Origin of the sequence: Pectobacterium araliae (assembly GCF_037076465.1) — a bacterium.
GTDB lineage: Bacteria > Pseudomonadota > Gammaproteobacteria > Enterobacterales > Enterobacteriaceae > Pectobacterium > Pectobacterium araliae.
In genome coordinates, this window is the sequence record NZ_AP028908.1 from 3,935,113 (window position 1) to 3,958,344 (window position 23,232).

Below are 23,232 nucleotides of genomic sequence, written 5' to 3' on the forward strand. Positions count from 1 at the left end.
CGCTTCCCCCTGTGTACCTTTAGCGCAAACAGGCGTGTGAAAGAGTAGCGGAGGTTACCCTATCTTGTGGTATTTTGTTTAGTAAGCTAAACAAGAGTGTTGCACCATGTCATCCTTTGATTACCTGAAATCCGCTATCCGCCAAAAGGGTTGCACCCTACAGCAGGTTGCCGACGCAACCGATATGACCAAAGGCTATCTCAGTCAATTACTTAATGCCAAAATAAAAAGCCCTAGCGCCCAGAAACTGGAAGCGCTGCATCGCTTTCTTGAACTGGAATTCCCGCGCTACGAAAAGAATATTGGTATTGTCTTCGGTAAGTTCTATCCGCTACACACAGGCCATATTTATCTGATTCAACGCGCTTGCAGCCAGGTCGATGAACTGCATGTGATTTTAGGTTACGACGAACCGCGTGACCGCCTGCTGTTTGAGAACAGTTCGATGTCACAGCAGCCCACCGTTAGTGACCGCCTGCGCTGGCTATTACAGACCTTTAAGTATCAGAAAAATATTCATATTCACGCCTTTAATGAGCAAGGGATGGAGCCTTACCCGCACGGTTGGGATGTGTGGAGCAAAGGAATTCAGGCGTTCATGCAGGAAAAAAGCATCACGCCTAATTTCGTCTACACCAGCGAAGAACAGGATGCCGCGCAATATCGCGAACATCTGGGGATTGAGGCAGTCTTGATCGACCCACAGCGATCTTTCATGAACATCAGCGGCTCGCAGATTCGCCACGATCCTTTCCGTTATTGGGACTATATCCCGACCGAAGTGAAGCCGTTCTTTGTGCGTACCGTTGCCATTCTTGGCGGGGAATCCAGCGGTAAATCCACGCTGGTGAACAAGTTGGCTAACATCTTCAACACCACCAGCGCCTGGGAATATGGCCGCGATTACGTGTTCTCCCATCTGGGTGGCGACGAGATGGCGTTGCAGTATTCCGACTACGACAAGATCGCGCTAGGTCAAGCGCAGTACATTGATTTTGCGGTCAAATATGCCAATAAAGTGGCCTTTATCGACACCGATTTTGTCACCACGCAGGCATTCTGCAAAAAATATGAAGGGCGTGAACACCCCTTTGTTCAGGCGCTGGTCGACGAATACCGCTTCGATCTGGTGATTTTGCTGGAGAATAATACACCGTGGGTAGCCGACGGGCTGCGCAGTTTAGGCAGTACCACCGCCCGTTCGGAGTTCCAGAACCTGCTGAAAACGATGCTGGCTAACAATAATATCCCGTACGTTTACATCAGAGAGTCGGACTACGATTCGCGTTTCCTGCACTGTGTGGAATTGGTACAGCAGATGTTGGGTCACGATCGGTCGCCTGAACCGATCAAAAGCTAGCGCGAATGCCACTGCCAATGGTGGGAGGGGGTAATAATTTCCGGCAGCGGAATGTCCCAACTTTCCACTGGCAAAGCACCAACCTGCTGACAATCGTGGGCCAGACCGATCGGGTAAGGCCCGCGAGATGTCTCATTGCGATACTGCAATGTTCGGTCATAAAACCCGCCCCCCATACCCAGCCGCTGCCCCTGACGATCAAACGCCACCAGCGGCGTCAGCAGGACGTCTAACTGCGCTAACGGCAACACCTGACGCACATCCAGACGCGGCTCCATAATCTTCAGACGATTGCGCACCAGTTCGGTGTCCGGCGCATAGCGCAGGAACAACAGATGCCCGGTACGAAACGGGTGCAGAACCGGCAAATAGACGCGCTTCCCCTGCTGCCATAGCTGTTGAATCAGCGTGGAGGTATCCAGCTCGCCGTCAAACGACAGAAAAGCCGCCACGCTATCTGCCCGTATGATTTTCGGGTGCGCCATGACGCATTCACACGCCTGCTGCGCAAAGCGCGACTGCTGTTCCGACGTCAGTAAACGACGCTGCTGACGTACAGTCTGACGAATCTGCTGACGTGATACGGCCGTAGAAGAGAATGAGGGTTTGGGAGAAATTGGCGGTTCAGAAGATGACATGGGCTATATTCGCCACGGGTCAAGAATAATAAAAGAAAGGGAATCTCCGAGATGCCGCCGCAGGCTGTAACCCTTGAACCCTTGGTTCAAGGTGAACATAACGTCGCAGTTTTAAGGCTTCTCGGACGAACCGAGCGTGCTCACCAACCGCAGAGCATTACATTCTGTTTGGTATGAAATATCGGCTCAGGGGACTGACCCGCTGACAAACATCTCAGAGAAATTTTATTCGTTACTCGCGATAAACCTTAGCACGTCTTATCGCGTAAAAACACCGTACTTTTGTCAAAATACGACGTTATTCAAATTGTGTACCCTGACGCTCTGTGATCTTACCTTGCTCCAGCAGCGCCTGCTCAATAGTCTGCTGTAACATACGAATACGTTGTTCCATATTCGACGCATAATCACGCGTTTTGCCCCGTTCCTGCGCCAGTTCATGGCACACATTCAGCGCGGCAATAAACACCAGTTGCTCGGTGTTGGTGACTCTAGTGCGAACTTTAAGATCTTGCAACCGCTGGTTAAGATCTTCCGCTGCCTGATTCAACGCTTCCTGTTGTTCTGGCGGACAATTCACTCTTAACGAACGGCCAAAAATTTGAATATCTACTGGTTGTGCAGACATACCACCTTCCTGCCTTTTGTCGTTCTTGCGCCCGCGTGTCGCATAGCATGAGCATTACCCGTTACATCGGGTTCGTTAAAGCGGGCGCCACTATATATAGCCGAGATCTAAGATACAAGCCCTTTCTGGAATCCAAAGGGAGCTTGGTGGTAGCATAGCACGAACCAATCCAGCCAACGATGACGAATCCGCATGTCCATAGAGAATACGTTTCCTGCCTATGAAGGCCTTGACCAACTGCTTCACCAACAGCAAGTCGCGCTGACCGCTGCAGAAATGCACGGCTTGATCAGCGGAATGCTGTGTGGTGGAAACCATGACGACAGTTGGAGAACGCTGGTTTTTGAACTGACGAATGAAGGTATGGCGTTTACTCAAACACTGTCGCAACCGCTTCAGGACCTGTATCAGACTACGCGTGAAGCACTGGAAGATGATGGCTTCCTGTTTCAGCTTTTTCTGCCAGATGATTCGCAGGACGAGGTAAGCGTCTTTGATCGCGCCGATGCGCTGGCAGGTTGGGTCAACCACTTCCTGCTTGGTCTGGGTGTCGCTCAACCTAAGTTGAACAAGGTTAAGGGCGAGTTGAAAGAAGCCATCGACGATTTACGCAACATCGCACAGCTTGGCTACGACGAAGATGAAGATCAGGAAGAACTGGAACAATCACTGGAAGAGGTGATTGAGTATGTTCGCGTTTCTGCCATTTTGTGCCATACCGAATTTACCAACCAGCACGTTGTGACTGCGCCAGAACAGCAAAAACCAACGTTGCACTAATACCGTATTACGCCAGGCGGTAGGGAAACACAACCGCACGGACTACTTTCAGGAGCAGGTGATGAATCCACAAGAATTTCTTCGTCGTCGTCAGGGTCTGTTAGAAAAAATGGCACCGGGCAGCGCGGCGATTATTTTTGCCGCGCCGGAAGCGCAGCGTAATGCCGACAGTGAATATCCTTATCGTCAAAACAGCGATTTCTGGTATTTCACAGGGTTCAACGAACCAGAATCCGTTCTATTGCTGGTAAAAAGCGATGCTAAACACCATCACAGCGTACTCTTCAATCGCGTGCGCGACCTGACCGCTGAAATCTGGTTTGGTCGCCGTCTTGGTCAGGAAGCGGCACCCGCCAAGCTCGGCGTTGACCGCGCACTGCCGTTTGATGAAATCAGTGCACAACTGCATCTGTTATTGAATGGATTGGACGTGGTGTACCACGCGCAGGGGCAGTACGATTACGCCGACGAGCTGGTCTTCACTGCGCTGGATACCTTGCGCAACGGCACCCGTCAGGGATTGGCTGCCCCCGCGACACTGACCGACTGGCGTCCGTGGGTACATGAGATGCGTCTGTTCAAATCACCGGAAGAAATCAGCGTCATGCGTCGCGCCTGCGAAATTACCGCACTGGCGCACACCCGCGCCATGCAAAAATGCCGCCCCGGCATGTATGAATACCAGCTTGAAGGTGAAATTCACCACGAATTTACCCGTCACGGCGCACGCTACCCTTCCTACAACACGATTGTTGGCAGCGGTGACAACGCCTGTATCCTGCATTACACCGAAAACGAAACGCAAATGCGCGACGGCGATCTGGTGTTGATTGACGCGGGCTGTGAATACAAAAGCTATGCTGGCGATATTACCCGCACCTTCCCCGTCAACGGTAAATTTACCGCGCCGCAGCGTGCCATTTACGACATCGTACTGCGCTCACAGTTACGCGCACTGGAGCTATTCGGGCCGGGTCGCAGCATCCGCGACGTGAATGATGAAGTGGTGCGCATTATGGTCAGCGGCCTTATCAAGCTCGGCGTGCTGAAGGGTGAAGTCGAAGAGCTGATTGCAGAGCAGGCACATCGCCAATTCTTTATGCATGGTCTCAGCCACTGGCTGGGTCTGGATGTGCACGACGTTGGAAATTACGGCACCACCGATCGGGGCCGTCCGCTTGAACCGGGTATGGTACTGACCATCGAGCCAGGCCTTTACATCGCGCCCGATGCCAAAGTGCCACAGCAGTACCGGGGGATCGGTGTGCGTATCGAAGACAACATCGTCATCACCGAAAACGGCAACGAAAACCTGACGGCTAGCGTAGTCAAAGACGCCGATGCCATCGAAGCGCTGATGGCGCAACAGCATGACAAACAGAACTAAGCAGCGCTTTCAAAGGACAATGACATCATTGCAAAGGACAACAGCATGGCGGTCATGATTGTCGGTGGCGGCATGGCGGGCGCGACGCTAGCGCTGGCGGTATCGCGGCTTTCACAAGGTACGATCCCGGTTGATCTTATCGAGGCGCATTCGCCGCTCGACAAGGAACATCCGGGCTTTGACGCACGCGCCATCGCGCTGTCTGACGGCACCCGCCAGCAGCTCGCGGCGCTGGGCATCTGGCAACCCCTGTCAGGCCATGCGACAGCGATTACCGACATTCACGTCAGCGAACGCGGACATGCCAGCGCGGTGAATCTGCACGCGTCAGACTATCACGTTCAGGCATTGGGCCATGTGGTTGAGCTGCACGACGTCGGGCAACGCCTGTTTTACCTGCTGCAACAAGCTCCCGGCGTGCGCCTACACTGTCCCGCCAAAGTGGTTACCGTCACGCGGACGCAAGAGAATGCGACGCTAACGCTAGACAATGGCACTGAGCTAACGGGCCAGCTACTGGTTGCTGCCGATGGTTCGCACTCCATGTTGTCACAATCCTGCGGGATTCAGTGGCAACAGCATGATTATGATCAGATCGCCGTGATCGCCAATGTGACGACCGCCGAGCCTCATCGTGGGCGCGCATTCGAGCGATTTACTCCGCACGGCCCGCTGGCGCTCTTGCCGATGAATAACGGTCGCTGCTCGCTCGTCTGGTGCCATGATAAACACCGTCAACATGAAGTTGATAGCTGGAGCGAAGGCGAATTTCGTCAGCAGCTACAGCAGGCCTTTGGCTGGCGTCTGGGGCAATTTACTCATATCGGCGAGCACCATAGCTATCCGCTACGCTTACTCACGGCCAACCAGCATATTAGCCATCGGCTGGCGCTGGTAGGCAACGCGGCACAAACACTACATCCCATTGCCGGACAAGGCTTTAATCTGGGAATTCGCGATGTGATGTCGCTGGCGGAGACGGTCGTCGATGCAGCGAAAAATCAGCAAGATATCGGCCAGTACAGCGTGCTCAGCCGCTATCAGCAACGGCGTGAACCCGATCAGCACGCCACCGTGACAATTACCGATGGTCTGGTCAGACTGTTCGCTAACCGCTATACCGCATTGGCCGTCAGTCGTAATTTGGGTCTGATCGCCATGAATAACCTGCCGCTGATGCGCGATGCCTTTGCCCGTCGCACGCTGGGTTGGGTAAAACGTTAATTAAGCTCGCCAACAGGAAAATACGGAAATGCAATCATTCGACGTGGTTATTGCCGGTGGCGGTATGGTCGGTCTGGCACTTGCCTGTGGTTTACAGGGGAGTGGCCTGCGCATCGCCGTACTGGAAAAGCAGGCGGCAGAATCTCAGCCGCTTGGGAAAGGCCATGCTCTGCGCGTCTCCGCCATCAACGCCGCCAGCGAGTGTCTTCTGCGCCATATCGGTGTTTGGGAAAATCTCGTGGCGCAACGCGTCAGCCCTTACAACGATATGCAGGTCTGGGATAAAGACAGCTTCGGTAAAATCAGTTTTAGCGGCGAAGAATTCGGCTTTTCCCACCTTGGGCATATCATTGAAAATCCGGTGATTCAGCAGGTACTGTGGCAACGCGCCTCTCAGTTAAGCGATATCACCCTGCTCTCTCCCGCGTCGCTAAAACAGGTTGCCTGGGGCGAGAACGAAGCCTTTATTACGTTGCAGGACGACAGCATGCTGACCGCCCGGCTAGTGGTCGCGGCGGACGGTGCCCATTCGTGGCTGCGTCAGCATGCGGATATTCCGTTGACCTTTTGGGATTACGGCCATCATGCGTTGGTCGCCAACATTCGGACAGAACAGCCTCACCAATCCGTCGCACGTCAGGCGTTCCACGGCGACGGCATTCTGGCATTCCTGCCACTGGACGATCCGCACCTTTGTTCGATTGTCTGGTCGCTTTCACCAGAGCAAGCGCAGATGATGCAGAGCTTACCGGTGGAGGAATTCAACCGTCAGGCCGCCATGGCGTTTGATATGCGATTGGGGCTGTGTGAACTGGAAAGCGAGCGCCAGACTTTCCCACTGGTGGGACGCTACGCTCGCAGCTTCGCGGCACACCGGCTGGTGCTGGTCGGTGACGCGGCGCACACCATTCACCCACTGGCAGGGCAAGGCGTCAATCTGGGCTTCATGGATGTCGCCGAACTGATTGCCGAGCTGAAGCGTTTACAGGCACAGGGCAAAGATATCGGCCAGCATCTTTATTTGCGGCGCTATGAACGCCGTCGCAAACACAGCGCCGCCGTGATGCTCGCCAGCATGCAGGGGTTCCGTGAACTGTTTGACGGTGACAATCCGGCGAAAAAGCTGCTGCGCGATGTCGGTCTGGTGTTGGCGGATAAACTGCCCGGTATTAAACCCACACTGGTACGTCAGGCAATGGGATTACACGATCTGCCAGATTGGCTCAGTGCCGGGAAATAATAAGATCGGCATTGATCAACCTCGCCGCTTAAGCGGCGAGATATCAATAACACTGCATTGTTAATTAAAGCACTAACGTCTTCAACCATCTCTCTTGTTATTTTAGTCACCAATTTTTTATTTATATAATAAACCCATCACTAAATATAATTAGCTGGCTAATAAATAAATTTTATCCCGCATAACCATTTATCAATAAAAACAATTGATTATATTTTTTTGGAAAGGACATTTTTCTGACAGGAATCATATTTCTTATTAAATAATCGAGTTCTTCTTTTGTTCAATCAAGATTTACGTTATAACGTTCCCAACAAGGATTTTTTAACAGGGAGTGATACGAATGGCTAATTCTATTTTCATGAAGATCACCGGAAAAATTCAGGGACTGATCTCTGAAGGGTGTTTAAGTATCGATTCTGTAGGAAATAAACATATATCTGGTCACGAGAAAGCCATTTTCATCGTATGAAAACGATCTTAACCATCTTCATTTCATTATCTTCCCTGCTGTTTTTTTGGGGATGGCTTATCATCGTTCCTTATACCGTTTATACGGAAAAAGACATTTTTAAGTACTATACATTAACCTATAAAAAAATCAGGGACGTGCCGAGGCTGTCAAATAATTATTATTTTTCTTATGGGCCGAGTGATGAGGCAACCCCTCAGATAAGTACAATATATTTATGCGATCTAGATAACATTAATGAGGCTTACGATGAGCTACTCGATTATGTTAACAGTACTGGAATCCCATTAGTTGATGATTTTTCCTTAGGTAATTATCCATCATTCGATGAATATTTTCAGATCATTAAAACAAAAGAGAAAGATAGGGTAACGATGAAAGAAATCGAATGTCTAATGTTGGATTTATCCAAGGAGCAACGCTAATTAATACTATAATTGAGTGAATAGAATAATGACTTAAAATATGATTACATTTGCGTTCTAGCTGCCTTTGGCTTAGAATCCACGATCGCCTTCAGATGCTCAAACCTACACCTTGAGGTTTATTGAGTATAATAAATTCATCATTAAAATATAATTAGCTGGCTAATAAATAAATTTATTCCCGCATAACCATTTATCAATAAAAACAATTTATTATATTTTTTTGGAAAGGGCATTTTTCTGACAGGAATCATATTTCTTATTAAAGAATCGAGTTCTTCTTTTGTTCAATCAAGATTTACGTTATAACGTTCCCAACAAGGATTTTTTAACAGAGAGTTACACGAATGGCTAATTCTATTTTCATGAAGATCACCGGAAAAATTCAGGGACTGATCTCGGAAGGGTGTTTAAGTATCGACTCCGTAGGAAATAAACATATATCTGGTCACGAAGATGAGATTTTTGTTTATGCCACAAATTACGACTTATCAAGAGATCGACACGTCAATCATCATCCCTTTTCCGTGACCAAAGTCGTTGATAAGTCTACACCGTTAGTCCTAACCAGCATCGCTAATAATGAACTGCTGGAAGTTGAGTTGAGATATTACCGCACCTCCGCCAGCGGGACGCAAGAGAACTACATGACAATAACATTAAGAGATGCCTCTATTGTCAACCTCTCTAACCAGAACCCCAATTCATTGACGCATAGCGACATGCAGCCGTTTGAAATCCTGAGCCTGCGCTATGAAAGCATTACCTGCCAACACAATATTGCAGGGACATCAGGGTACAGCATATTAACGGAAAATATGTACTGAATTACCACAAAAACACCACCTAGTTAACTTTATAGTAAATTATAGGTTCTTTATGAGCAAAAGAAGTGATATAGAGAAAGGAACATTAGTTTATACTGAGGTACTAGGATGGGTAGACCTAGCTCATGCCAAAGGAGATGATGCCAGGGCATTAATGGCTGCAATAAATTCAGGTGAAGAGAGAATAGAAGACCATTTTATTGTCATATACTCACAGTACATGGGAAAAGGATTCAAATACGGAACATCAAAAACCACAAGATGGAAAATAAGGAAAGGGCTATCTTCGCATGATAAAAAAAGAGTCGCTCTCACTATTATTATATATACAAGTCATCTATTCGAATCCTATCAAGGTTCACCGCTATTCAGTTGGTACAGTGATAGTGGATATAGTGGTGAAGATTTAGTATCTAATCTACTCGGATTTTATCGGGCAGTAGATAACATCAATTATTTACTTCAACTCAGGGTTGCTAGTCAAGCCGACACATTTATAAGGTGGGATTACTATGGCCCTATAGGACAATATAAAAATAAAGAGTTTAGACCCTTACTTTTCCCACACCCAGAGAAATACCCAAATAATGCCAGGCCTTATTACACTGTTCTTCCTGAATTTATGAAATCAGTATCACCCATAAATAATATTGAAAAGAGTGATCTTTTAACACATCTTAATGATAAAACAGGATTCAACATTGGAGTAGAACGCCGTGTCACTATTCAAATCGAGTAACATTATTAAAATCACTGCATTTTTCATTACTTGCATAGGGTTTATGCTACTGCTGCCGTATTTATTCGTTAATGCAAGTTATTCTTATACAAAAGATGACTATATAAAGTATCATTTTCTCACTTTTAAAGAAGTAAAGGAAATGCCTTTTATTTCAACAAACTACTCGATTGAATATGATTCCCCAGATGGTACATCTGGGTCAACTAACAGTGTTTTCTTTTCAAATGTTAACCTTGAAAAAAAATCAGAAATAATCAATTACCTCAACAAACTGGGCTTTAAAAAACATGAAGATATGTTTTGGATTAAGAGTGGGGAAATTTGGAAAAAAGGAGATAACAGCGTTAGCGTCATACAAGATCATGAAAGGAAAATCATTATTATTTCATTTGAAAAAAAATAATTATACTTTCAAATACTCATTATCAGACATATAGTAATCAGGCAATTGAAAAATGTTAATGAAAATCAGGTATATCCACAACGTCTATTTTTATGCCTATTCTGCGTTATGCCTTTTTTTAATCAATGCTTTTTCTACCACCGAATATGAATGGATGATAGATGGCGACTCAGTTGAAGATTTCTGTGAAGTGCCGGAAGCCGATGCTGATGGCTTTTTCAGTGTCATTATCGTTCCTTTATCTATCCCTTTTTTCATTTTTAAAAAAAGCCTACCTAGAATCATTACTTATCTTATCATCCTCGGATATCATTCATACCGTTTTTATACACGAATCAGTCTTTGTCCAAATTAGTCTATTTTGAGCAAACTATAAATCAATAAAATTGACGAATTGAATAACAAACAAAAAAGACAATCATATGTTGAAATTCAAATACAGTGACTTCATAAAAGCAATATTTCTATTATTCTTCTCAATTGGCGTATTTATTATTTCCGCAGGTTTATTCTACGAAGAAAGCTACCACTACAAAAAAAATGATTATTTTACATATTATACCTTAACCCTAGATGAAGTAAAAAACATACCAGTTATTTCTGATAACTATGAATTTTACTATTATTCACCAGATGGCACGCAGCGATTAACCAATGGCGTAGTTTTTTATAACCCAATGCCTGAACGTAAAGCTGAATTGGTAAAATACATAGAGACGCTTGGGTTTAAAAAAAACCAAAGCATCCCATGGAGTTACGGAAATATAAGTGAAATATGGATAAAAGGAAATGATGAGGTTAATCTAATACAAGATGATAAAAATAGAACGATTGATATCTCATTTGTTAAATAGTAAGATTCATTTTTCATAAAAATTAAAAAATGAATTTGAAAGCATGATTAGTAAAAATCACATATATAACATCTATTTTTGTGCTTATTCTGTCCTATGTATTTTTTTAATTCATGCTTTTTCATCAATCGAATATGAATGGCTATTTGGTGACAGCTCACTTAAAAATTTTTGTGAAAATCCGAGAAGCTATGCTGACAGTTTTTCAAATTTCATTATCATCCCTTTGTCTATCCCTTTTCTTTTGGTTAAACGAACACCACCTAGAATAATTACCTACCTTGTTATTCTCATGTATTACTCAGGCAGTTTCTATACACGCGTGACTATCTGCCCGTACTGGTAACATACTCTGTCGAGTGCAAAACTCGCCGCCGCAGCGGCGAGTCCAGTGTATCAGGCATCTGGCCCGATTCTGACCACTAACTTACCGAAGTTTCGGCCGTGCAGCAGGCCGATAAAGGCCTCTGGGGCATTTTCCAACCCGTCGACAATCTCTTCCCGATATTTGATCTTACCTTCCTCCACCCATGGCGACACATCCTTCCAGAACTCATCGAAGCGATGACCATAATCATCAAAGATAATGAATCCCTGCATCCGAATACGTTTCTTCAGGATCGTCCCCATCAGTAGCGGTAGGTGATCTGGCCCATCCGGTAACCCTGTGGCATTGTAGCCAGAGACGAGTCCGCACACCGGAATACGCGCCGAGGTGTTCAGCAGCGGCAGCACGGCGTCAAAGACTTTTCCGCCAACGTTTTCAAAGTAAATATCGATTCCCTGCGGACAGGCCTGTTTCAGCTGTTCTGCAAAATCATCCGCTCGGTGGTCGAGGCAAGCATCAAACCCCAGAACCTCAACCGCGTAGCGACATTTCTCTGCGCCCCCCGCCACGCCAACCACCCGACAGCCTTTTAATTTCCCGAGTTGCCCAACCGTCGCACCGACCGGGCCGGTCGCGGCGGCCACCACCAGCGTTTCACCCGCTTTAGGCTGGCCAATATCCGTCAGGCCCATATAGGCGGTGAAGCCCGGCATACCCAGTACACCCAACGCGTAGGAAGGATTCGTCGGCGACTGACCCAAATTCGTTAATCCTTTGCCGTCAGAAACCGCATAATCCTGCCAGCCGCTGTAGGACAGCACCCAATCACCTGCCTGATAATCCGGGTGTTTTGACTCCACCACGCGGCTGATTGTCCCGCCTACCATCACGTCATTCAGTTCGACGGGTTTGGCATAAGAAGGTGCGTCGCTCATGCGGCCACGCATATAAGGGTCAAGGGAAAGGAACACCGTACGCAGCAGAATATGTCCTGAATCGATCTGTGGGACAGGCTGCTGTTCCAGACGGAAGGTCTCTTGTGTTGGCGCGCCGTGCGGGCGCTGAGCCAGAACCACACGGCGGTTAATTTGATCGGTTTGCGGCATAATATCCTCCGTTAAACAAAGCGTGTTGATAAGATCACTTCGTTAACAATAGGATCTGTTCTTTCATCTGGCTACGCAAACCGTGCGGCGTTGATTATGCCGTTTTGCTTTTTTCGTAACGCGACATGCGATCCAGATACCCCATGACAAGTGCAGACAGCACAAACGTCAAATGGATAATCACGTACCACATCAGCTTGTTATCCGGGATATTACGGGCATCCATGAACACGCGCAGCAGATGGATCGACGAGATAGCGACAATCGAGGCGGCAACTTTATTTTTCAGCGAACCGGAGTCCATCTTACCAAGCCAGTTCAGCTTTTCTCTGCCTTCGGTGATATCCAATGCCGAAACAAAGTTTTCGTAACCGGATAGCATGACCATCACCAACAATCCGCCGACCAGCGTCATATCGATCAGTGACAGCAGCACCAGCACCAAATCGGCTTCAGCGATATCCAGGATATTAGGCAGGACGTGGAACACCTCCTGGAAAAATTTGATCGCCAGCGCCAGCAAACCCAGCGACAGCCCGAAATAAACAGGGGCAAGCAGCCAGCGCGATGAGTACATCAGATTCTCAATAAAACGTTCCATAACTCACTATATGCAGGTGGAAAAGAGGGAAATAATAGCGAAAAGTCCTGCTGTGGTGGTAATCAATTCTTGAGCAGAATGCACCATTGACAGAAAGCTCTGCCCTGTTGTGCCCCCAGCGATGATTTCCGCGTTTTGTGATCCGGCCTGCACTCACCTTCAAACCGATGCCGTCCTCCTGCCGCTCGTGGCACGCATCTGAAGGTTCACCCTTTTTCACCTTCCTACACTGTCTAGCGCCAGCAGGTCTGGCAGCAATCATACACTGCACTCTACATTCAGAGCCGAATACAGGCTTACCACAAACTAAAACAAGGGGTTACGAATGAGCGATCCTATTTTCCTTGGTATTTTCTGGCATTTCATCGGTGCGGCCAGCGCGGCCTGTTTCTATGCACCGTTTAAACAAGTCAAAAACTGGTCGTGGGAAACCATGTGGTCACTGGGCGGATTTTTCTCGTGGATTATCCTGCCCTGGAGTATCAGCTGGTGGTTACTGCCTGATTTTTGGCGTTATTACGGTTCGTTCGATATGGCGACCCTACTCCCCGTTTTTCTCTTCGGCGCGATGTGGGGCATCGGCAATATCAACTACGGCTTGACGATGCGCTACCTTGGCATGTCGATGGGCATCGGTATCGCCATCGGCGTGACGCTGATTATTGGTACGCTGATGACGCCCGTCCTACAAGGTAAATTCTCGGTTCTGTTTGGTTCGGCGGGTGGCAAAATGACGCTGCTGGGCGTGCTGGTCGCAGTCATCGGCGTCGCGATTGTCAGCTACGCTGGCTTGTTGAAAGAGCGGGCGCTCGGTATTCGCGCCGAAGAATTCAACCTGAAAAAAGGGCTAATTCTGGCTATCCTGTGCGGGATCTTCTCCGCTGGCATGTCCTTTGCGATGGATGCTGCCAAGCCGATGCATACTGCGGCACAAGCGTTGGGGATCAACTCGCTGTATATCGCGCTCCCCAGCTATGTCGTGATCATGGGTGGCGGGGCTGTCGTCAATCTGGGCTTCTGTTTTATCCGTTTGGCTACCTGCAAGGGAATCTCACTAAAAGCCGACCTGGCTCAGGCTAAACCGTTACTGATTGCCAATGCACTCTTCGCCATTCTGGGCGGCGTCATGTGGTATTTGCAATTCTTCTTCTATGCCTGGGGGCACGCCAATATTCCGGCCGATTACACCTATATCAGTTGGATGCTGCACATGAGCTTCTACGTGCTATGCGGTGGCATTGTCGGCTTGCTATTTAAGGAGTGGAAAGCCGTGGGGCAGAAACCTGTGCGTATGCTGGTATTGGGCTGCGTGGTGATTATTTTGGCGGCGAATATTGTTGGGTTAGGGATGGCCGTGTAAGCATTTCGCCATCGCGTTCGGTATGGTCGGGGAAATAAAAACGCCCTGAGAGCATCTCAAGGCGTTTAGCATAGACAGAGATATTTACTGTTAATTTATAGTGCGACACTAAAATAATAAGCATCGCAATATGTTATATCGCTAAAATAAAATCACAGCCTATCGTGAAGCAGCCAAAGCAATCTCTGGATCAGGTTCGTGCGTCATACGGTTACGCAAATCACGACGAATAATCTCAATAGACCAAAACCAAATTAAATGACCCACGATCTCTGATACATGTTCATACCAAGGGAGAACAAATAGAGAAGGCGTCAGCCCCATTAATGGGAATGAAATCATATGAACAAACAGTTGAGCCAGTGCACCCGCCAACAGTCCTTGCCATAATTTTATTTTAGGAAATACTTCTGCAACGACGCAATAACCAACAGCGAAAACAATAGAGAAAATAATATGCGTCACACCAACCCAATTGAATACATGGCCGGCAAAGGTATAAACAGCAGCATTAGGGTCAACAACGCCAAGCCAATCGCGTAAAAAGATGTAGGGTGGGTTAAGAAAATTACGCGAGCAATCAATGTGCTCGGCAGCTCTAATCAGTGATTCAGGTACGCAAGCACTACTAAACATATCAGTAGGACTACGTGGAGGAAGCGGATTTTCTGCGCCCCACTTAACAAAAGATGAAACAATACCAGCAATCAAACCAATAAAAGCAGCTAAGCCATAACGTCTACGGGACGGAGCCGTTTGTTCAAAAAAGTTCATTTTTCTACCAATCTAACCATTAAAGGTTATATTCTTACATAGGTATGATGGACTGATAAAGAGGTTAATTGATATATCGAACAATTTCTCTAGGTTATTTTGTTATTAGGAATGCCGCTTTAAAATTTATAAAATTAAAATAAAAATAATGCATTGACTTTTTGTGGACTTTTTATTCAATAATTGAAAAAACAGATTCTATAAACGTAGATGAAATGTATATTTCCAGAGAGAAATGAATAATAACTCAGCAATAAAAAGGCTTAATAAATAAGCTAGTTGTTTATTTGTGAAATAATAACAATTAAGTAACTCATGTTCTCGCCTGCATCACATATGACCCAGTGACAAAGAACACCCCGCCATGTAGTCAGCAGCACCACATCAGCGAAGTAAAGCGTTTCTGCCAATCCCTTTCGCATATATATTTTTATGGAATTGAAAATCAATTTTTATTCTTTTACATGCATAAGACAGCTCTCTAGAGTAGCGAAAAGACCGCCGTGTATGGCCTCATGTCATCGTAAAGGACACAGGGAATGGAAAAAAATCACCCACAAGTTACGACCCTCGCAGCAGGATTACTCACGCTGCTTTTCGCACTCAATCCCGGTGCTTACGCTGCACAAGGCACTGAAAAACCGGTATCCGGTGGTATTCTGAACGTAGGTCTGGGTAGCGATACGCCGATCATCGACCCGCACATTACGGCCTATGGCGTAACGGCGCTGATTTCCCGCAACGTGGTCGATTCACTGGTAGGACAGGCGGAAGATAACCGCTTTACGCCCTGGTTGGCGGAAAGCTGGAAAATTAACGACAACAACACCGAGTACACTTTCCACCTGCGCAAGGACGTGACATTCAGCGACGGCACCAAGCTGGATGCGGAAGCGGTGAAATACAACATTGAGCGTATTCTCGATCCGAAAACCACCTCCAGCTACGCGAAATCGCTGTTAGGTCCTATCGACAAGATCTCAACGCCGGATGACTATACGATTGTGCTCCACTACAGCTCACCGTTTGCGGCGCTGTTACAGGGCCTGAGCCTGCCATATCTGGGCATTCAATCGCCGACGTACCTGAAGAAAACACCAAATACCAGCACCACCGTGGTGGGTTCCGGTCCGTTTATTCTTGATTCCTTTGTGAAAGGCAGCGGCAGCAAGCTGACGAAGCGCCCTGATTACAACTGGGGACCGGGTTATGCCAAGCACACGGGCCCCGCCTATCTGGATGGTCTGGTGTTCAAATATCTGCCAGAAGCGTCGGTTCGCCTTGGCGCACTGAGCAGCGGCCAGATTCAGGCCATTGACGCCGTGCCACCTGCTAATTTCCCGACAGTGAAGCGCAATCCAAAGCTGGAAGTGATTACCTATGAGAACCCGGGCGTTAACCGTGTGCTCTATCTGAATACCACCAAAGGCCCTTTCCAGGATGTCGCGGTGCGTAAGGCATTCCAGAGCGCGGTAGATACCAACGCGGCAGTCAAAGTCGCTTTCTTCGGTACACTGAAAGCCGCCGATAACGTTCTCGGCCCAGCCACGCTGTACTACGATCCGAGCATCGCCTCCCGCTGGGGCTTTGATGTGAAAAAAGCCAACGAACTGCTGGATAACGCAGGCTGGAAACAGAAAGACGGTGAAGGCTTCCGTACTAAAGATGGCAAGCGCCTGAGCGTCAGCTTCGTTTATGCTTCAACCAACGTTGAAGCCGCAGATGTCGCGCTGTTCCAGGCGGTGCAATATCAGGTGAAGCAGGCAGGCTTCGAAGTCAAACTGACGCCAGTTGATGCGGGTGAATTCACCACACGCACCAATGCCAACGAGTACGATATCGCCTCCAACTTCTTCGTGCGCGCAGAGCCAGATATTCTGCGTACCGTGTTCGATTCGGCCTATGCGCCACCGAACGGTAACGGCTTTACTCGCATCAGCGTGCTGGACGATAAACTGAGAAAAGCGATTGGCGCGGGTGACGCGGAACGTAAACAGCTCTATAGCGAAATACAGCGAGAGGTCATCGATCAAGCGTATGTTGTTCCGCTGTATGTTCCAGCCTACCAACTCGGCCTGTCCAAACAGGTACAGGGCATAAGCTGGGCCACCAACGCAAAACCGAACTTCTATGATGTCTGGATTAAACGTTAATCTGTACGCGCTAGGTAAACGTCTACTCACCATTCTGGCTGTGCTCTGGGGCGCAGCCACATTGACGTTTATTGCCGTCAAATTGATCCCCGGCGATCCCGTCGCTATTCTGAGTGGCGGCGATAACGTGGTGGATGAAGCGTATCGCGCTGTACTCATCAAACAATTTGGGCTCGATCAGCCGCTGTGGGTGCAATATCTGCGCTACTGTGGACAGGCGTTACAGGGCGATTTTGGCGTCAGCTATCTCTATCGTCTGCCAGTCGGCAGCGTGATTAGTGATGCAATGCATGAAACCCTGCCGCTGGCGCTTGGCGGCTTGATTCTGGCTCTGTTCCTCGCGATTACCAGCGCGCTGCTCACCGCAGGTCGCTATGGTACGCTGCGTACCAGCGTATCGTGGCTGGAGCTAACGCTGCTTAGCACACCGGTCTACTGGATTGGTATCGTGCTATTAAGCCTGTTCAGTTTTCGCCTGCAATGGTTTCCTGTCACGGGTAACGACGGCTTTATGTCGTTGGTATTACCGGTGATCACGCTGAGCCTGCCGATTGCCGCCATTCTAAGTCAGGTACTGCGCGACGGTTTGGAAGATGCGCTCTCCCAGCCGTTCTCGCTCACTGTACGCACGCGCGGCGTCAGCGAAATCCGACTGCGTTTCCGCCACGGTTTGCGCCACGCGGCGCTGGCCGCCTCAACGCTGACTGGCACCTTGCTGGCAAGCGTACTCGGTGGCTCCGTGCTGACCGAAACCGTCTTTGGCCGCGCGGGTATCGGGCAGGTCACGTTGAGTGCAATTGAAAACCGCGACATGCCGCTGGTGCTAGGTGTCGTCATGTTGTCCGCATTCCTCTTCGTCGTCATTAATCTGCTGGTGGATGCGCTGTATCTCCTCATCGATCCCCGCTTACGCAAGAAGGCGAGCGCCCATGAGTAGTGAACCGATGCCCTTCACGCAGACACCATCAAGAAAACACTACCGCAGCCCGTGGCTGGCTACCTCAACGCTGTTGCCTGCCGCACTCGTTTTCCTGCTCGCGCTGGCGGTCTTTTTCCCCTCGCTGTTTACCAGCCGCACCGCCGATGAAATGGACATGGGCGCGGTATTCCAGTCACCAAATGCCACCTATTGGTTCGGCACCGATCAGTTGGGACGCGACATTTTTGCTCGCATCGTTCACGGCACGTCGCTGTCGCTAGGGATTGGTGTCGGGGCGATGCTTATCGCCTGCTTCGGCGGTGTACTGTTTGGTACGCTGTCGGTGCTCGCTCCGCTGCGTATCCGCCAGGTTCTGGTGCGCCTGCTGGACATCATGCTGGCGTTTCCCGATCTGCTGCTGGCGCTGCTGGTGATCGCCGTGCTGGGGCGCGGGCCAGAAAACACTATGCTGGCCGTCGGTCTGGCGGGGATTGCGGGTTATGCTCGCCTGATTCGTTCTCAGGTGCTGCAAGTCAGGCTCTCGGGCTATGTGGAGCACGCCATTGCGCTGGGCGAACACCCGCTGTATATCGTCTTTCGCCATATCATTCCCAATACGCTGCGCCCGCTGCTGATTGTCGCCACTATTGGCGTCGGCCACGCGGTGCTGTCCGCCTCGGCGCTGAGCTTTCTGGGGCTGGGCGTCGTTCCGCCGACCGCAGAATGGGGCGCATTACTCGCCGACGGACGTAATTTTCTTGATATCGCACCGTGGGTCAGCTTGTTGCCCGCCAGTGTTGTCGCGCTGTCAGTGATTTCCATTACCGTGCTCGGTCGCCGTTTACAGGCTATTTTGGCAAAAGGAGAGGCTAGATGAGCCTGAACACACTGCCTCACCCCTCTTCAGATACACCCGCAAAAACGCCGCTGCTGCGCGTAGACGACTTGAGCGTGACTTTCCACAGTCCCTTCGGTCCGATTCGTTCGGTTAAAAATCTCTCTTTTCAGGTCAATGCGGGAGAAATTCTGGCGCTGGTCGGCGAATCGGGTTCAGGTAAATCTGTCACCGCCCGTACGCTGGTAGGGTTATCCGGTGAAGGCGTTGACGTACAAGCAAACGCGATTGAACTCACACGCCATGATGGCAGCCTGTGCGATTTACGTTATCTGACCGATCGTGACTGGCGGGCGATTCGCGGCCGTGAAATTGGCTTTGTTTTGCAGGACGCGCTGGTGTCTCTCGACCCCCTGCGCAAGATCGGGCAAGAAGTCGCCGAGCCGATTCTGACTCATCGTCTGTTGCCCCGCGAGCAAATTCCCACCCGCGTCGCCGAACTCCTGAAAAAAGCAGGTATTCCCGATCCTGAGAATCGCGCAGCGCAGTACCCGCATGAGCTTTCTGGTGGCCTACGCCAACGCGCGTTGATTGCTTCCGCATTGGCTGCGGGTCCACAGTTGCTGATTGCCGATGAACCGACCACCGCACTGGATGCAACGGTGCAGAAGCAGGTGCTAAAAGTCTTCACCGCCTTGGCGCAGGCAGGTCACGGCGTTCTGCTGATCACCCACGATCTTGCCGTCGTCGCTGACGTGGCGGATCGCGTGATCGTCATGCAGCAAGGCGCGCTGGTAGAAGGCGGTGAGGCAAAACAGATCCTGTCAGCACCGACACACCCCTACACCCGCAAATTGCTGGCGGCGATCCCGACCGCGTCTACGCGAGGAAAGTGGCTGGCTGGCGTTGATCCGTTACAAGGTGGCATTGCGCCATCACAGACTTCTCTGGCAGCAGATCACGTCAGCACCGACGCGATAGCTCTGACGGCGGATCGGATTGCCGTGTCATTCAAGCGCCCAGACGGTAGCCGGATGCAGGCGGTGAATCAGGTTTCTCTCCAGATCAAACGCGGTGAAACGCTGGGTATCGTTGGAGAATCCGGCTCCGGTAAAACGACGCTGGGGAAAGTCATTCTGGCGCTACAAAAACCAGATAGCGGCGACGTCCGATTAGCAGACAGCGCCTGGAGCACACTGACAGAACGTGAGCGCCGACCACTGCGCGCCCGTATTCAGACCATCACACAGGATCCACTCAGTTCTTTCGATCCGCAATTTACCGTCGCCCAGATTTTGCGCCAGCCGCTGCGCTTGCGCCGCGATTTGAGCGACGATGAAAAACAGCGACGCATTTTGACACTGCTGGACTATGTCGGACTCACACCCGACCTACTCACCCGACGTCCGACGGCATTGTCCGGCGGGCAACGCCAGCGCGTTTCCATCGCACAGGCATTGGCTTCAGATCCTGAAATTCTGATCTGTGACGAACCGGTATCAGCGCTGGATGTCACCACACAGGCGCAGGTGCTGGATTTGCTGGTAGCATTGCAGCGCCAGTTGGGGTTGACGATGCTGTTCATTTCCCACGATTTGGGCGTAGTGCAGCACATGAGCCACCGCATCGCGGTGATGAAAGACGGGGATATCGTAGAAACCGGGCCAGTCGAACAAATCTTCAACCAGCCGCAGCATCCTTACACGCGTTTATTGCTCTCGACGGTGGCGGAATAATGATGTTGACGAAAGATTGAGCGGTTAAAAACGCAGCGACATTGTACAATGATAAGTACATATCAGGAGGTACAGATGCGTACAATTAGCGACAGCGAAGCCCGACAAAATCTATCGGCGACCATGATGAAAACGGTCGAAGACCGTGCTCCTATTCTTATCACTCGACAGAATGGTGAAGCCTGTGTGCTGATGTCTCTGGAAGAGTATAACTCTCTAGAGGAAACCGCCTATTTACTGCGTTCACCCGCCAATGCCAAAAGACTGATGAATTCAATCGAGAGCCTTAAGGCTGGCAATAGCGAAGAAAGAGATATCATTGAGTGAAGCTAATCTGGTCAGAAGAAGCATGGGAAGACTACCTGTACTGGCAAGACATCGATAAGTGGATGGTCAAAAAGACCAATGAATTAATAAAAGAAGCACGCAGAACACCTTTTGAGGGAAAAGGAAAACAGAGCCACTTAAACATAACCTTGCTGGTTTCTGGTCGCGCCGTATCACCGAAGAACATCGTCTGGTTTATGCCATCACCGATGACGCCATGATGATAGCCGTCTGCCGCTACCACTATTAGCCCTTCATTGATTCATCACACTTAATCGCTAAAAAAGCACAATCACTCCACATTCAGAAAACGCTGGCGGTAGGCGCTGGGCGAAACACCGAACGCCTGATGGAACACCACGGAAAAGTAATTGCTGTCTTCAAAACCGCACAGTGCGGCAACTTCACCGATTGTTTGCCAATCATAACGCAGCAACTCCATCGCTTTGCATAGCCGTAGCTGACGCAGGTAATGCGGCACACTCATGCCAGTTTGTTCCTTAAAGCGAGAACGCAAACTACGGGCGCTAAAGTGGTGCTGTTCGCAGAAGGCTTCAAAACGGAATGGTGTGGCAATACTGGCGCGTAGGGCATTCATCAACATATCTAGCTGGTGGGCATCCGCCAATTGCGGATTATCGGGCGTGTGGCGATAGCGCGCCGCCAGCAGCGCGATCTGCAACAGCAGCGCCTCACTCAGTTGCAGCGACAATGCATCCGATTTCATACACTCCTGTGTCAGCGCATCCACCTTCTCACGAAGGGTATCCATGCCTTCCGAGCCCAAACACCAGTGGCGCTGGCTTTGCGGATGCTCTCCGCCCGGCAGTAACGTTTGCCAGTCGGCGGATAACGTCAGGCGATTGCGGATATAGAGAATATTGTCCAGTTCAAGCTCGTGGACGGATTCATAGCTGTGGCGATCGTGCGCGGAAACATAGAACATATCGCCGCGGGTAATACGGTAAGGCACATCGTTCCAGAGGTGCAGGCCATTGCCACGCCAGACAATGACCAGTTCATCAAAATCATGATGATGCAGCGGAAACACAGGCTGTGGGTGCCGTTCGGCAACCATTACGGCATTTTTGTCGGTGAGGAAATAGTCTTCAGTCTGTAATTTCAAACCCCGTATTGCTGTCGCCATTTCCTCACCCGCAGTGACTATTGCCTACTCTTCACGAGAAAACGCCTGATGGCGTAGTGATTTGGGCGCCTGCGAAAATGCCTTGCGGAATTGCGTCGAGAAGTGATTGCTGTCGCTAAATCCACAGGCGTGTGCAATCGTGGTAATGGAATCATCACTCTGCTGCAACCGCCGACGCGCCTCCAGCAATCTTAACCGATTCAGGTAGCGTTGTGGTGTCATACCCGTGTGTTGTTTTAGCTGGCGGTGCAGTGTGCGCAGCGGAAGCGAGAATTGCTCGGCCAGACCGCCCCAGTTCACTTCTTCACTGTAGTTGTTTTGCAGCCAGCCCAGCAGCGCCTGTACCCCCTGACGCTCGGAGCCGTTACCCTGCGTTTGGAAACAGTGCTGACGCAGTTGCACCAGAATGTGCAGAAACAGGCTCTCGCTGGCCGCAATCGCTTCCGGCGCATCGCTCTGTGCCAGCTCCGCCAAACTGTTCAGCGACTGCTTCAACTGTTGCATTCCCACCGCATTCACCTGCCACTGCCCCTGCCACTCGCCGTTCGAACCATACGGTAAAAACGCGGCGATATCAGACAGGAAGCGAAACCCGCGCGGCGAACGGTACAGCATGTTGGTCAGGCACAGCCCTTCTACATCTTCGAACAGATGGCGATCGTTATCGCGAACAAAGAACACCGTCCCGCTACACAGGGCGTAGGGTTGGTCGTTAAACACATGGACGCCAGCGCCCTGTTCCACCAGCACAATTTCCCAGAAATCATGATAATGCTCAGGAAAGGCCGTCTGTGGGGTACGCGGCTCTACCGCGACCGTCACGGCACGCGAAGTAAAAAAATCATCACCACGAAGTAACGTCATTTCAGTTCTCCATTCCGCCTTTGGCAAAACTCAGCCTTTGAAAAAGAGTAGTCATAAGCCACAAAACCAGCCTTCAAATACCGTCACCCACGCGCCATCTGC

Annotated in this window: 25 protein-coding genes, 1 other RNA gene and 1 pseudogene; 19 read left to right on the top strand and 8 right to left on the bottom strand. The window is 49.7% G+C overall.

The annotated features are described in order from the left end of the window. Nucleotides 1-106 precede the first annotated feature (106 nt). Entirely contained in the window at nucleotides 107-1,360 is a 1,254-nt protein-coding gene (nadR, locus tag AACH44_RS17815; protein ID WP_261849279.1) for a multifunctional transcriptional regulator/nicotinamide-nucleotide adenylyltransferase/ribosylnicotinamide kinase NadR, read from the top strand. On the opposite strand, the gene AACH44_RS17820 is transcribed toward nadR, so the two are convergent. From AACH44_RS17820 to zapA, 3 genes are all read right to left on the bottom strand, one after another. Beyond that, a complete protein-coding gene (locus tag AACH44_RS17820; RefSeq protein ID WP_261849278.1) occupies nucleotides 1,357-1,998 on the bottom strand; it encodes a 5-formyltetrahydrofolate cyclo-ligase in 642 nt (213 codons plus the stop codon). The two genes, nadR and AACH44_RS17820, sit on opposite strands and share 4 nt — an antisense overlap. A 39-nt stretch (nucleotides 1,999-2,037) precedes the next feature. Next, nucleotides 2,038-2,222: non-coding RNA, 6S RNA (gene ssrS / locus AACH44_RS17825), on the bottom strand. A 74-nt stretch (nucleotides 2,223-2,296) separates the two neighbouring features. After that, complete coding sequence (gene zapA / locus AACH44_RS17830; RefSeq protein WP_005971092.1) at nucleotides 2,297-2,626, bottom strand: cell division protein ZapA; 330 nt, start codon at nucleotides 2,624-2,626, stop codon at nucleotides 2,297-2,299. Nucleotides 2,627-2,818: 192 nt separating this feature from the next. Here zapA and AACH44_RS17835 point away from each other — a divergent pair, with 192 nt between their 5' ends. The 11 genes from AACH44_RS17835 to AACH44_RS17885 all read left to right on the top strand — a co-directional run bounded on the left by AACH44_RS17835 (nucleotide 2,819) and on the right by AACH44_RS17885 (nucleotide 11,326). Continuing rightward, on the top strand, nucleotides 2,819-3,406 hold the full coding sequence (locus AACH44_RS17835; RefSeq protein WP_261849277.1) for a YecA family protein: 588 nt from the start codon (nucleotides 2,819-2,821) through the stop codon (nucleotides 3,404-3,406). A gap of 61 nt (nucleotides 3,407-3,467) precedes the next feature. Next, nucleotides 3,468-4,793 carry a Xaa-Pro aminopeptidase gene (gene pepP, locus AACH44_RS17840; RefSeq protein ID WP_261849276.1) on the top strand — a complete coding sequence of 442 codons (1,326 nt, stop codon included), beginning with the start codon at nucleotides 3,468-3,470 and terminating at the stop codon, nucleotides 4,791-4,793. Nucleotides 4,794-4,838: 45 nt separating this feature from the next. Continuing rightward, complete coding sequence (gene ubiH, locus AACH44_RS17845) at nucleotides 4,839-6,017, top strand: 2-octaprenyl-6-methoxyphenyl hydroxylase (protein WP_261849275.1); 1,179 nt, start codon at nucleotides 4,839-4,841, stop codon at nucleotides 6,015-6,017. 28 nt (nucleotides 6,018-6,045) lie between these two features. Continuing rightward, the gene (ubiI, locus tag AACH44_RS17850) at nucleotides 6,046-7,257 is read left to right on the top strand and encodes an FAD-dependent 2-octaprenylphenol hydroxylase (RefSeq protein ID WP_261849274.1); all 1,212 of its coding nucleotides are present in this window, start codon (nucleotides 6,046-6,048) and stop codon (nucleotides 7,255-7,257) included. Between the two features lie 468 nt (nucleotides 7,258-7,725). Continuing rightward, entirely contained in the window at nucleotides 7,726-8,154 is a 429-nt protein-coding gene (locus AACH44_RS17855) for a hypothetical protein (protein WP_261849273.1), read from the top strand. 347 nt (nucleotides 8,155-8,501) lie between these two features. After that, entirely contained in the window at nucleotides 8,502-8,981 is a 480-nt protein-coding gene (locus AACH44_RS17860) for an Hcp family type VI secretion system effector (protein ID WP_261849272.1), read from the top strand. A gap of 52 nt (nucleotides 8,982-9,033) precedes the next feature. Beyond that, a complete protein-coding gene (locus AACH44_RS17865) occupies nucleotides 9,034-9,720 on the top strand; it encodes a hypothetical protein (protein WP_261849271.1) in 687 nt (228 codons plus the stop codon). Then, entirely contained in the window at nucleotides 9,698-10,126 is a 429-nt protein-coding gene (locus tag AACH44_RS17870) for a hypothetical protein (RefSeq protein ID WP_261849270.1), read from the top strand. Before AACH44_RS17865 ends, AACH44_RS17870 begins: the two co-directional genes overlap by 23 nt. Nucleotides 10,127-10,184: 58 nt before the next feature. Beyond that, a complete protein-coding gene (locus AACH44_RS17875; protein WP_338659624.1) occupies nucleotides 10,185-10,481 on the top strand; it encodes a DUF2645 family protein in 297 nt (98 codons plus the stop codon). A 67-nt stretch (nucleotides 10,482-10,548) separates the two neighbouring features. Next, nucleotides 10,549-10,980 (top strand): hypothetical protein, encoded by a 432-nt coding sequence (locus AACH44_RS17880; RefSeq protein WP_261849268.1) that lies wholly within the window; start codon nucleotides 10,549-10,551, stop codon nucleotides 10,978-10,980. Nucleotides 10,981-11,023: 43 nt separating this feature from the next. Next, nucleotides 11,024-11,326: a YjeO family protein gene (locus tag AACH44_RS17885; protein WP_261849267.1), complete on the top strand. Its 303-nt coding sequence runs from the start codon at nucleotides 11,024-11,026 to the stop codon at nucleotides 11,324-11,326. A gap of 50 nt (nucleotides 11,327-11,376) precedes the next feature. Here AACH44_RS17885 and AACH44_RS17890 read toward each other — a convergent pair whose 3' ends face one another. Both AACH44_RS17890 and AACH44_RS17895 read right to left on the bottom strand, forming a co-directional pair. After that, on the bottom strand, nucleotides 11,377-12,414 hold the full coding sequence (locus AACH44_RS17890; RefSeq protein WP_261849266.1) for an NADP-dependent oxidoreductase: 1,038 nt from the start codon (nucleotides 12,412-12,414) through the stop codon (nucleotides 11,377-11,379). A gap of 94 nt (nucleotides 12,415-12,508) precedes the next feature. Beyond that, the gene (locus AACH44_RS17895) at nucleotides 12,509-13,015 is read right to left on the bottom strand and encodes a TIGR00645 family protein (protein WP_261849265.1); all 507 of its coding nucleotides are present in this window, start codon (nucleotides 13,013-13,015) and stop codon (nucleotides 12,509-12,511) included. A gap of 325 nt (nucleotides 13,016-13,340) precedes the next feature. Between AACH44_RS17895 and rhaT the strand changes: the two genes are divergently transcribed. Further along, nucleotides 13,341-14,375: an L-rhamnose/proton symporter RhaT gene (gene rhaT / locus AACH44_RS17900; protein WP_261849264.1), complete on the top strand. Its 1,035-nt coding sequence runs from the start codon at nucleotides 13,341-13,343 to the stop codon at nucleotides 14,373-14,375. Nucleotides 14,376-14,534: 159 nt separating this feature from the next. On the opposite strand, the gene AACH44_RS17905 is transcribed toward rhaT, so the two are convergent. Continuing rightward, the gene (locus AACH44_RS17905; protein WP_261849263.1) at nucleotides 14,535-15,149 is read right to left on the bottom strand and encodes a YagU family protein; all 615 of its coding nucleotides are present in this window, start codon (nucleotides 15,147-15,149) and stop codon (nucleotides 14,535-14,537) included. A 539-nt stretch (nucleotides 15,150-15,688) separates the two neighbouring features. Here AACH44_RS17905 and AACH44_RS17910 point away from each other — a divergent pair. The 6 genes and pseudogenes from AACH44_RS17910 (at nucleotide 15,689) to AACH44_RS17935 (ending at nucleotide 21,369) form a co-directional block, all read left to right on the top strand. After that, nucleotides 15,689-17,302: an ABC transporter substrate-binding protein gene (locus AACH44_RS17910; protein ID WP_261849262.1), complete on the top strand. Its 1,614-nt coding sequence runs from the start codon at nucleotides 15,689-15,691 to the stop codon at nucleotides 17,300-17,302. Beyond that, complete coding sequence (locus AACH44_RS17915) at nucleotides 17,280-18,239, top strand: ABC transporter permease (protein WP_261849261.1); 960 nt, start codon at nucleotides 17,280-17,282, stop codon at nucleotides 18,237-18,239. Before AACH44_RS17910 ends, AACH44_RS17915 begins: the two co-directional genes overlap by 23 nt. Beyond that, complete coding sequence (locus AACH44_RS17920; RefSeq protein ID WP_261849260.1) at nucleotides 18,232-19,098, top strand: ABC transporter permease; 867 nt, start codon at nucleotides 18,232-18,234, stop codon at nucleotides 19,096-19,098. The genes AACH44_RS17915 and AACH44_RS17920 overlap by 8 nt, the downstream gene beginning before the upstream one ends. Continuing rightward, entirely contained in the window at nucleotides 19,095-20,792 is a 1,698-nt protein-coding gene (locus tag AACH44_RS17925) for a dipeptide ABC transporter ATP-binding protein (protein WP_261849259.1), read from the top strand. Before AACH44_RS17920 ends, AACH44_RS17925 begins: the two co-directional genes overlap by 4 nt. Nucleotides 20,793-20,867: 75 nt before the next feature. Further along, nucleotides 20,868-21,119, top strand: a complete 252-nt coding sequence (yefM, locus tag AACH44_RS17930) for a YoeB-YefM toxin-antitoxin system antitoxin YefM (protein ID WP_261849258.1) — start codon at nucleotides 20,868-20,870, stop codon at nucleotides 21,117-21,119. Then, nucleotides 21,116-21,369, top strand: a pseudogene (locus tag AACH44_RS17935) (Txe/YoeB family addiction module toxin). Before yefM ends, AACH44_RS17935 begins: the two are co-directional and overlap by 4 nt. A 42-nt stretch (nucleotides 21,370-21,411) precedes the next feature. On the opposite strand, the gene AACH44_RS17940 reads toward AACH44_RS17935, so the two are convergent. After that, nucleotides 21,412-22,266, bottom strand: coding sequence for a helix-turn-helix domain-containing protein (locus tag AACH44_RS17940; RefSeq protein WP_261849257.1), 855 nt, complete (start codon nucleotides 22,264-22,266; stop codon nucleotides 21,412-21,414). Nucleotides 22,267-22,290: 24 nt separating this feature from the next. Then, nucleotides 22,291-23,130 carry an HTH-type transcriptional activator RhaS gene (rhaS, locus tag AACH44_RS17945; protein ID WP_261849256.1) on the bottom strand — a complete coding sequence of 280 codons (840 nt, stop codon included), beginning with the start codon at nucleotides 23,128-23,130 and terminating at the stop codon, nucleotides 22,291-22,293. Nucleotides 23,131-23,232: the final 102 nt, after the last annotated feature.

Coding starts and splice junctions, on each gene's coding strand:
- nadR (WP_261849279.1), top strand. CDS start 107: ATGTCATCCTTTGATTACCTGAAATCCGCTATCCGCCAAAAGGGTTGC.
- AACH44_RS17820 (WP_261849278.1), bottom strand. CDS start 1,998: ATGTCATCTTCTGAACCGCCAATTTCTCCCAAACCCTCATTCTCTTCT.
- zapA (WP_005971092.1), bottom strand. CDS start 2,626: ATGTCTGCACAACCAGTAGATATTCAAATTTTTGGCCGTTCGTTAAGA.
- AACH44_RS17835 (WP_261849277.1), top strand. CDS start 2,819: ATGTCCATAGAGAATACGTTTCCTGCCTATGAAGGCCTTGACCAACTG.
- pepP (WP_261849276.1), top strand. CDS start 3,468: ATGAATCCACAAGAATTTCTTCGTCGTCGTCAGGGTCTGTTAGAAAAA.
- ubiH (WP_261849275.1), top strand. CDS start 4,839: ATGGCGGTCATGATTGTCGGTGGCGGCATGGCGGGCGCGACGCTAGCG.
- ubiI (WP_261849274.1), top strand. CDS start 6,046: ATGCAATCATTCGACGTGGTTATTGCCGGTGGCGGTATGGTCGGTCTG.
- AACH44_RS17855 (WP_261849273.1), top strand. CDS start 7,726: ATGAAAACGATCTTAACCATCTTCATTTCATTATCTTCCCTGCTGTTT.
- AACH44_RS17860 (WP_261849272.1), top strand. CDS start 8,502: ATGGCTAATTCTATTTTCATGAAGATCACCGGAAAAATTCAGGGACTG.
- AACH44_RS17865 (WP_261849271.1), top strand. CDS start 9,034: ATGAGCAAAAGAAGTGATATAGAGAAAGGAACATTAGTTTATACTGAG.
- AACH44_RS17875 (WP_338659624.1), top strand. CDS start 10,185: ATGAAAATCAGGTATATCCACAACGTCTATTTTTATGCCTATTCTGCG.
- AACH44_RS17880 (WP_261849268.1), top strand. CDS start 10,549: ATGTTGAAATTCAAATACAGTGACTTCATAAAAGCAATATTTCTATTA.
- AACH44_RS17885 (WP_261849267.1), top strand. CDS start 11,024: ATGATTAGTAAAAATCACATATATAACATCTATTTTTGTGCTTATTCT.
- AACH44_RS17890 (WP_261849266.1), bottom strand. CDS start 12,414: ATGCCGCAAACCGATCAAATTAACCGCCGTGTGGTTCTGGCTCAGCGC.
- AACH44_RS17895 (WP_261849265.1), bottom strand. CDS start 13,015: ATGGAACGTTTTATTGAGAATCTGATGTACTCATCGCGCTGGCTGCTT.
- rhaT (WP_261849264.1), top strand. CDS start 13,341: ATGAGCGATCCTATTTTCCTTGGTATTTTCTGGCATTTCATCGGTGCG.
- AACH44_RS17905 (WP_261849263.1), bottom strand. CDS start 15,149: ATGAACTTTTTTGAACAAACGGCTCCGTCCCGTAGACGTTATGGCTTA.
- AACH44_RS17910 (WP_261849262.1), top strand. CDS start 15,689: ATGGAAAAAAATCACCCACAAGTTACGACCCTCGCAGCAGGATTACTC.
- AACH44_RS17915 (WP_261849261.1), top strand. CDS start 17,280: ATGATGTCTGGATTAAACGTTAATCTGTACGCGCTAGGTAAACGTCTA.
- AACH44_RS17920 (WP_261849260.1), top strand. CDS start 18,232: ATGAGTAGTGAACCGATGCCCTTCACGCAGACACCATCAAGAAAACAC.
- AACH44_RS17925 (WP_261849259.1), top strand. CDS start 19,095: ATGAGCCTGAACACACTGCCTCACCCCTCTTCAGATACACCCGCAAAA.
- yefM (WP_261849258.1), top strand. CDS start 20,868: ATGCGTACAATTAGCGACAGCGAAGCCCGACAAAATCTATCGGCGACC.
- AACH44_RS17940 (WP_261849257.1), bottom strand. CDS start 22,266: ATGGCGACAGCAATACGGGGTTTGAAATTACAGACTGAAGACTATTTC.
- rhaS (WP_261849256.1), bottom strand. CDS start 23,130: ATGACGTTACTTCGTGGTGATGATTTTTTTACTTCGCGTGCCGTGACG.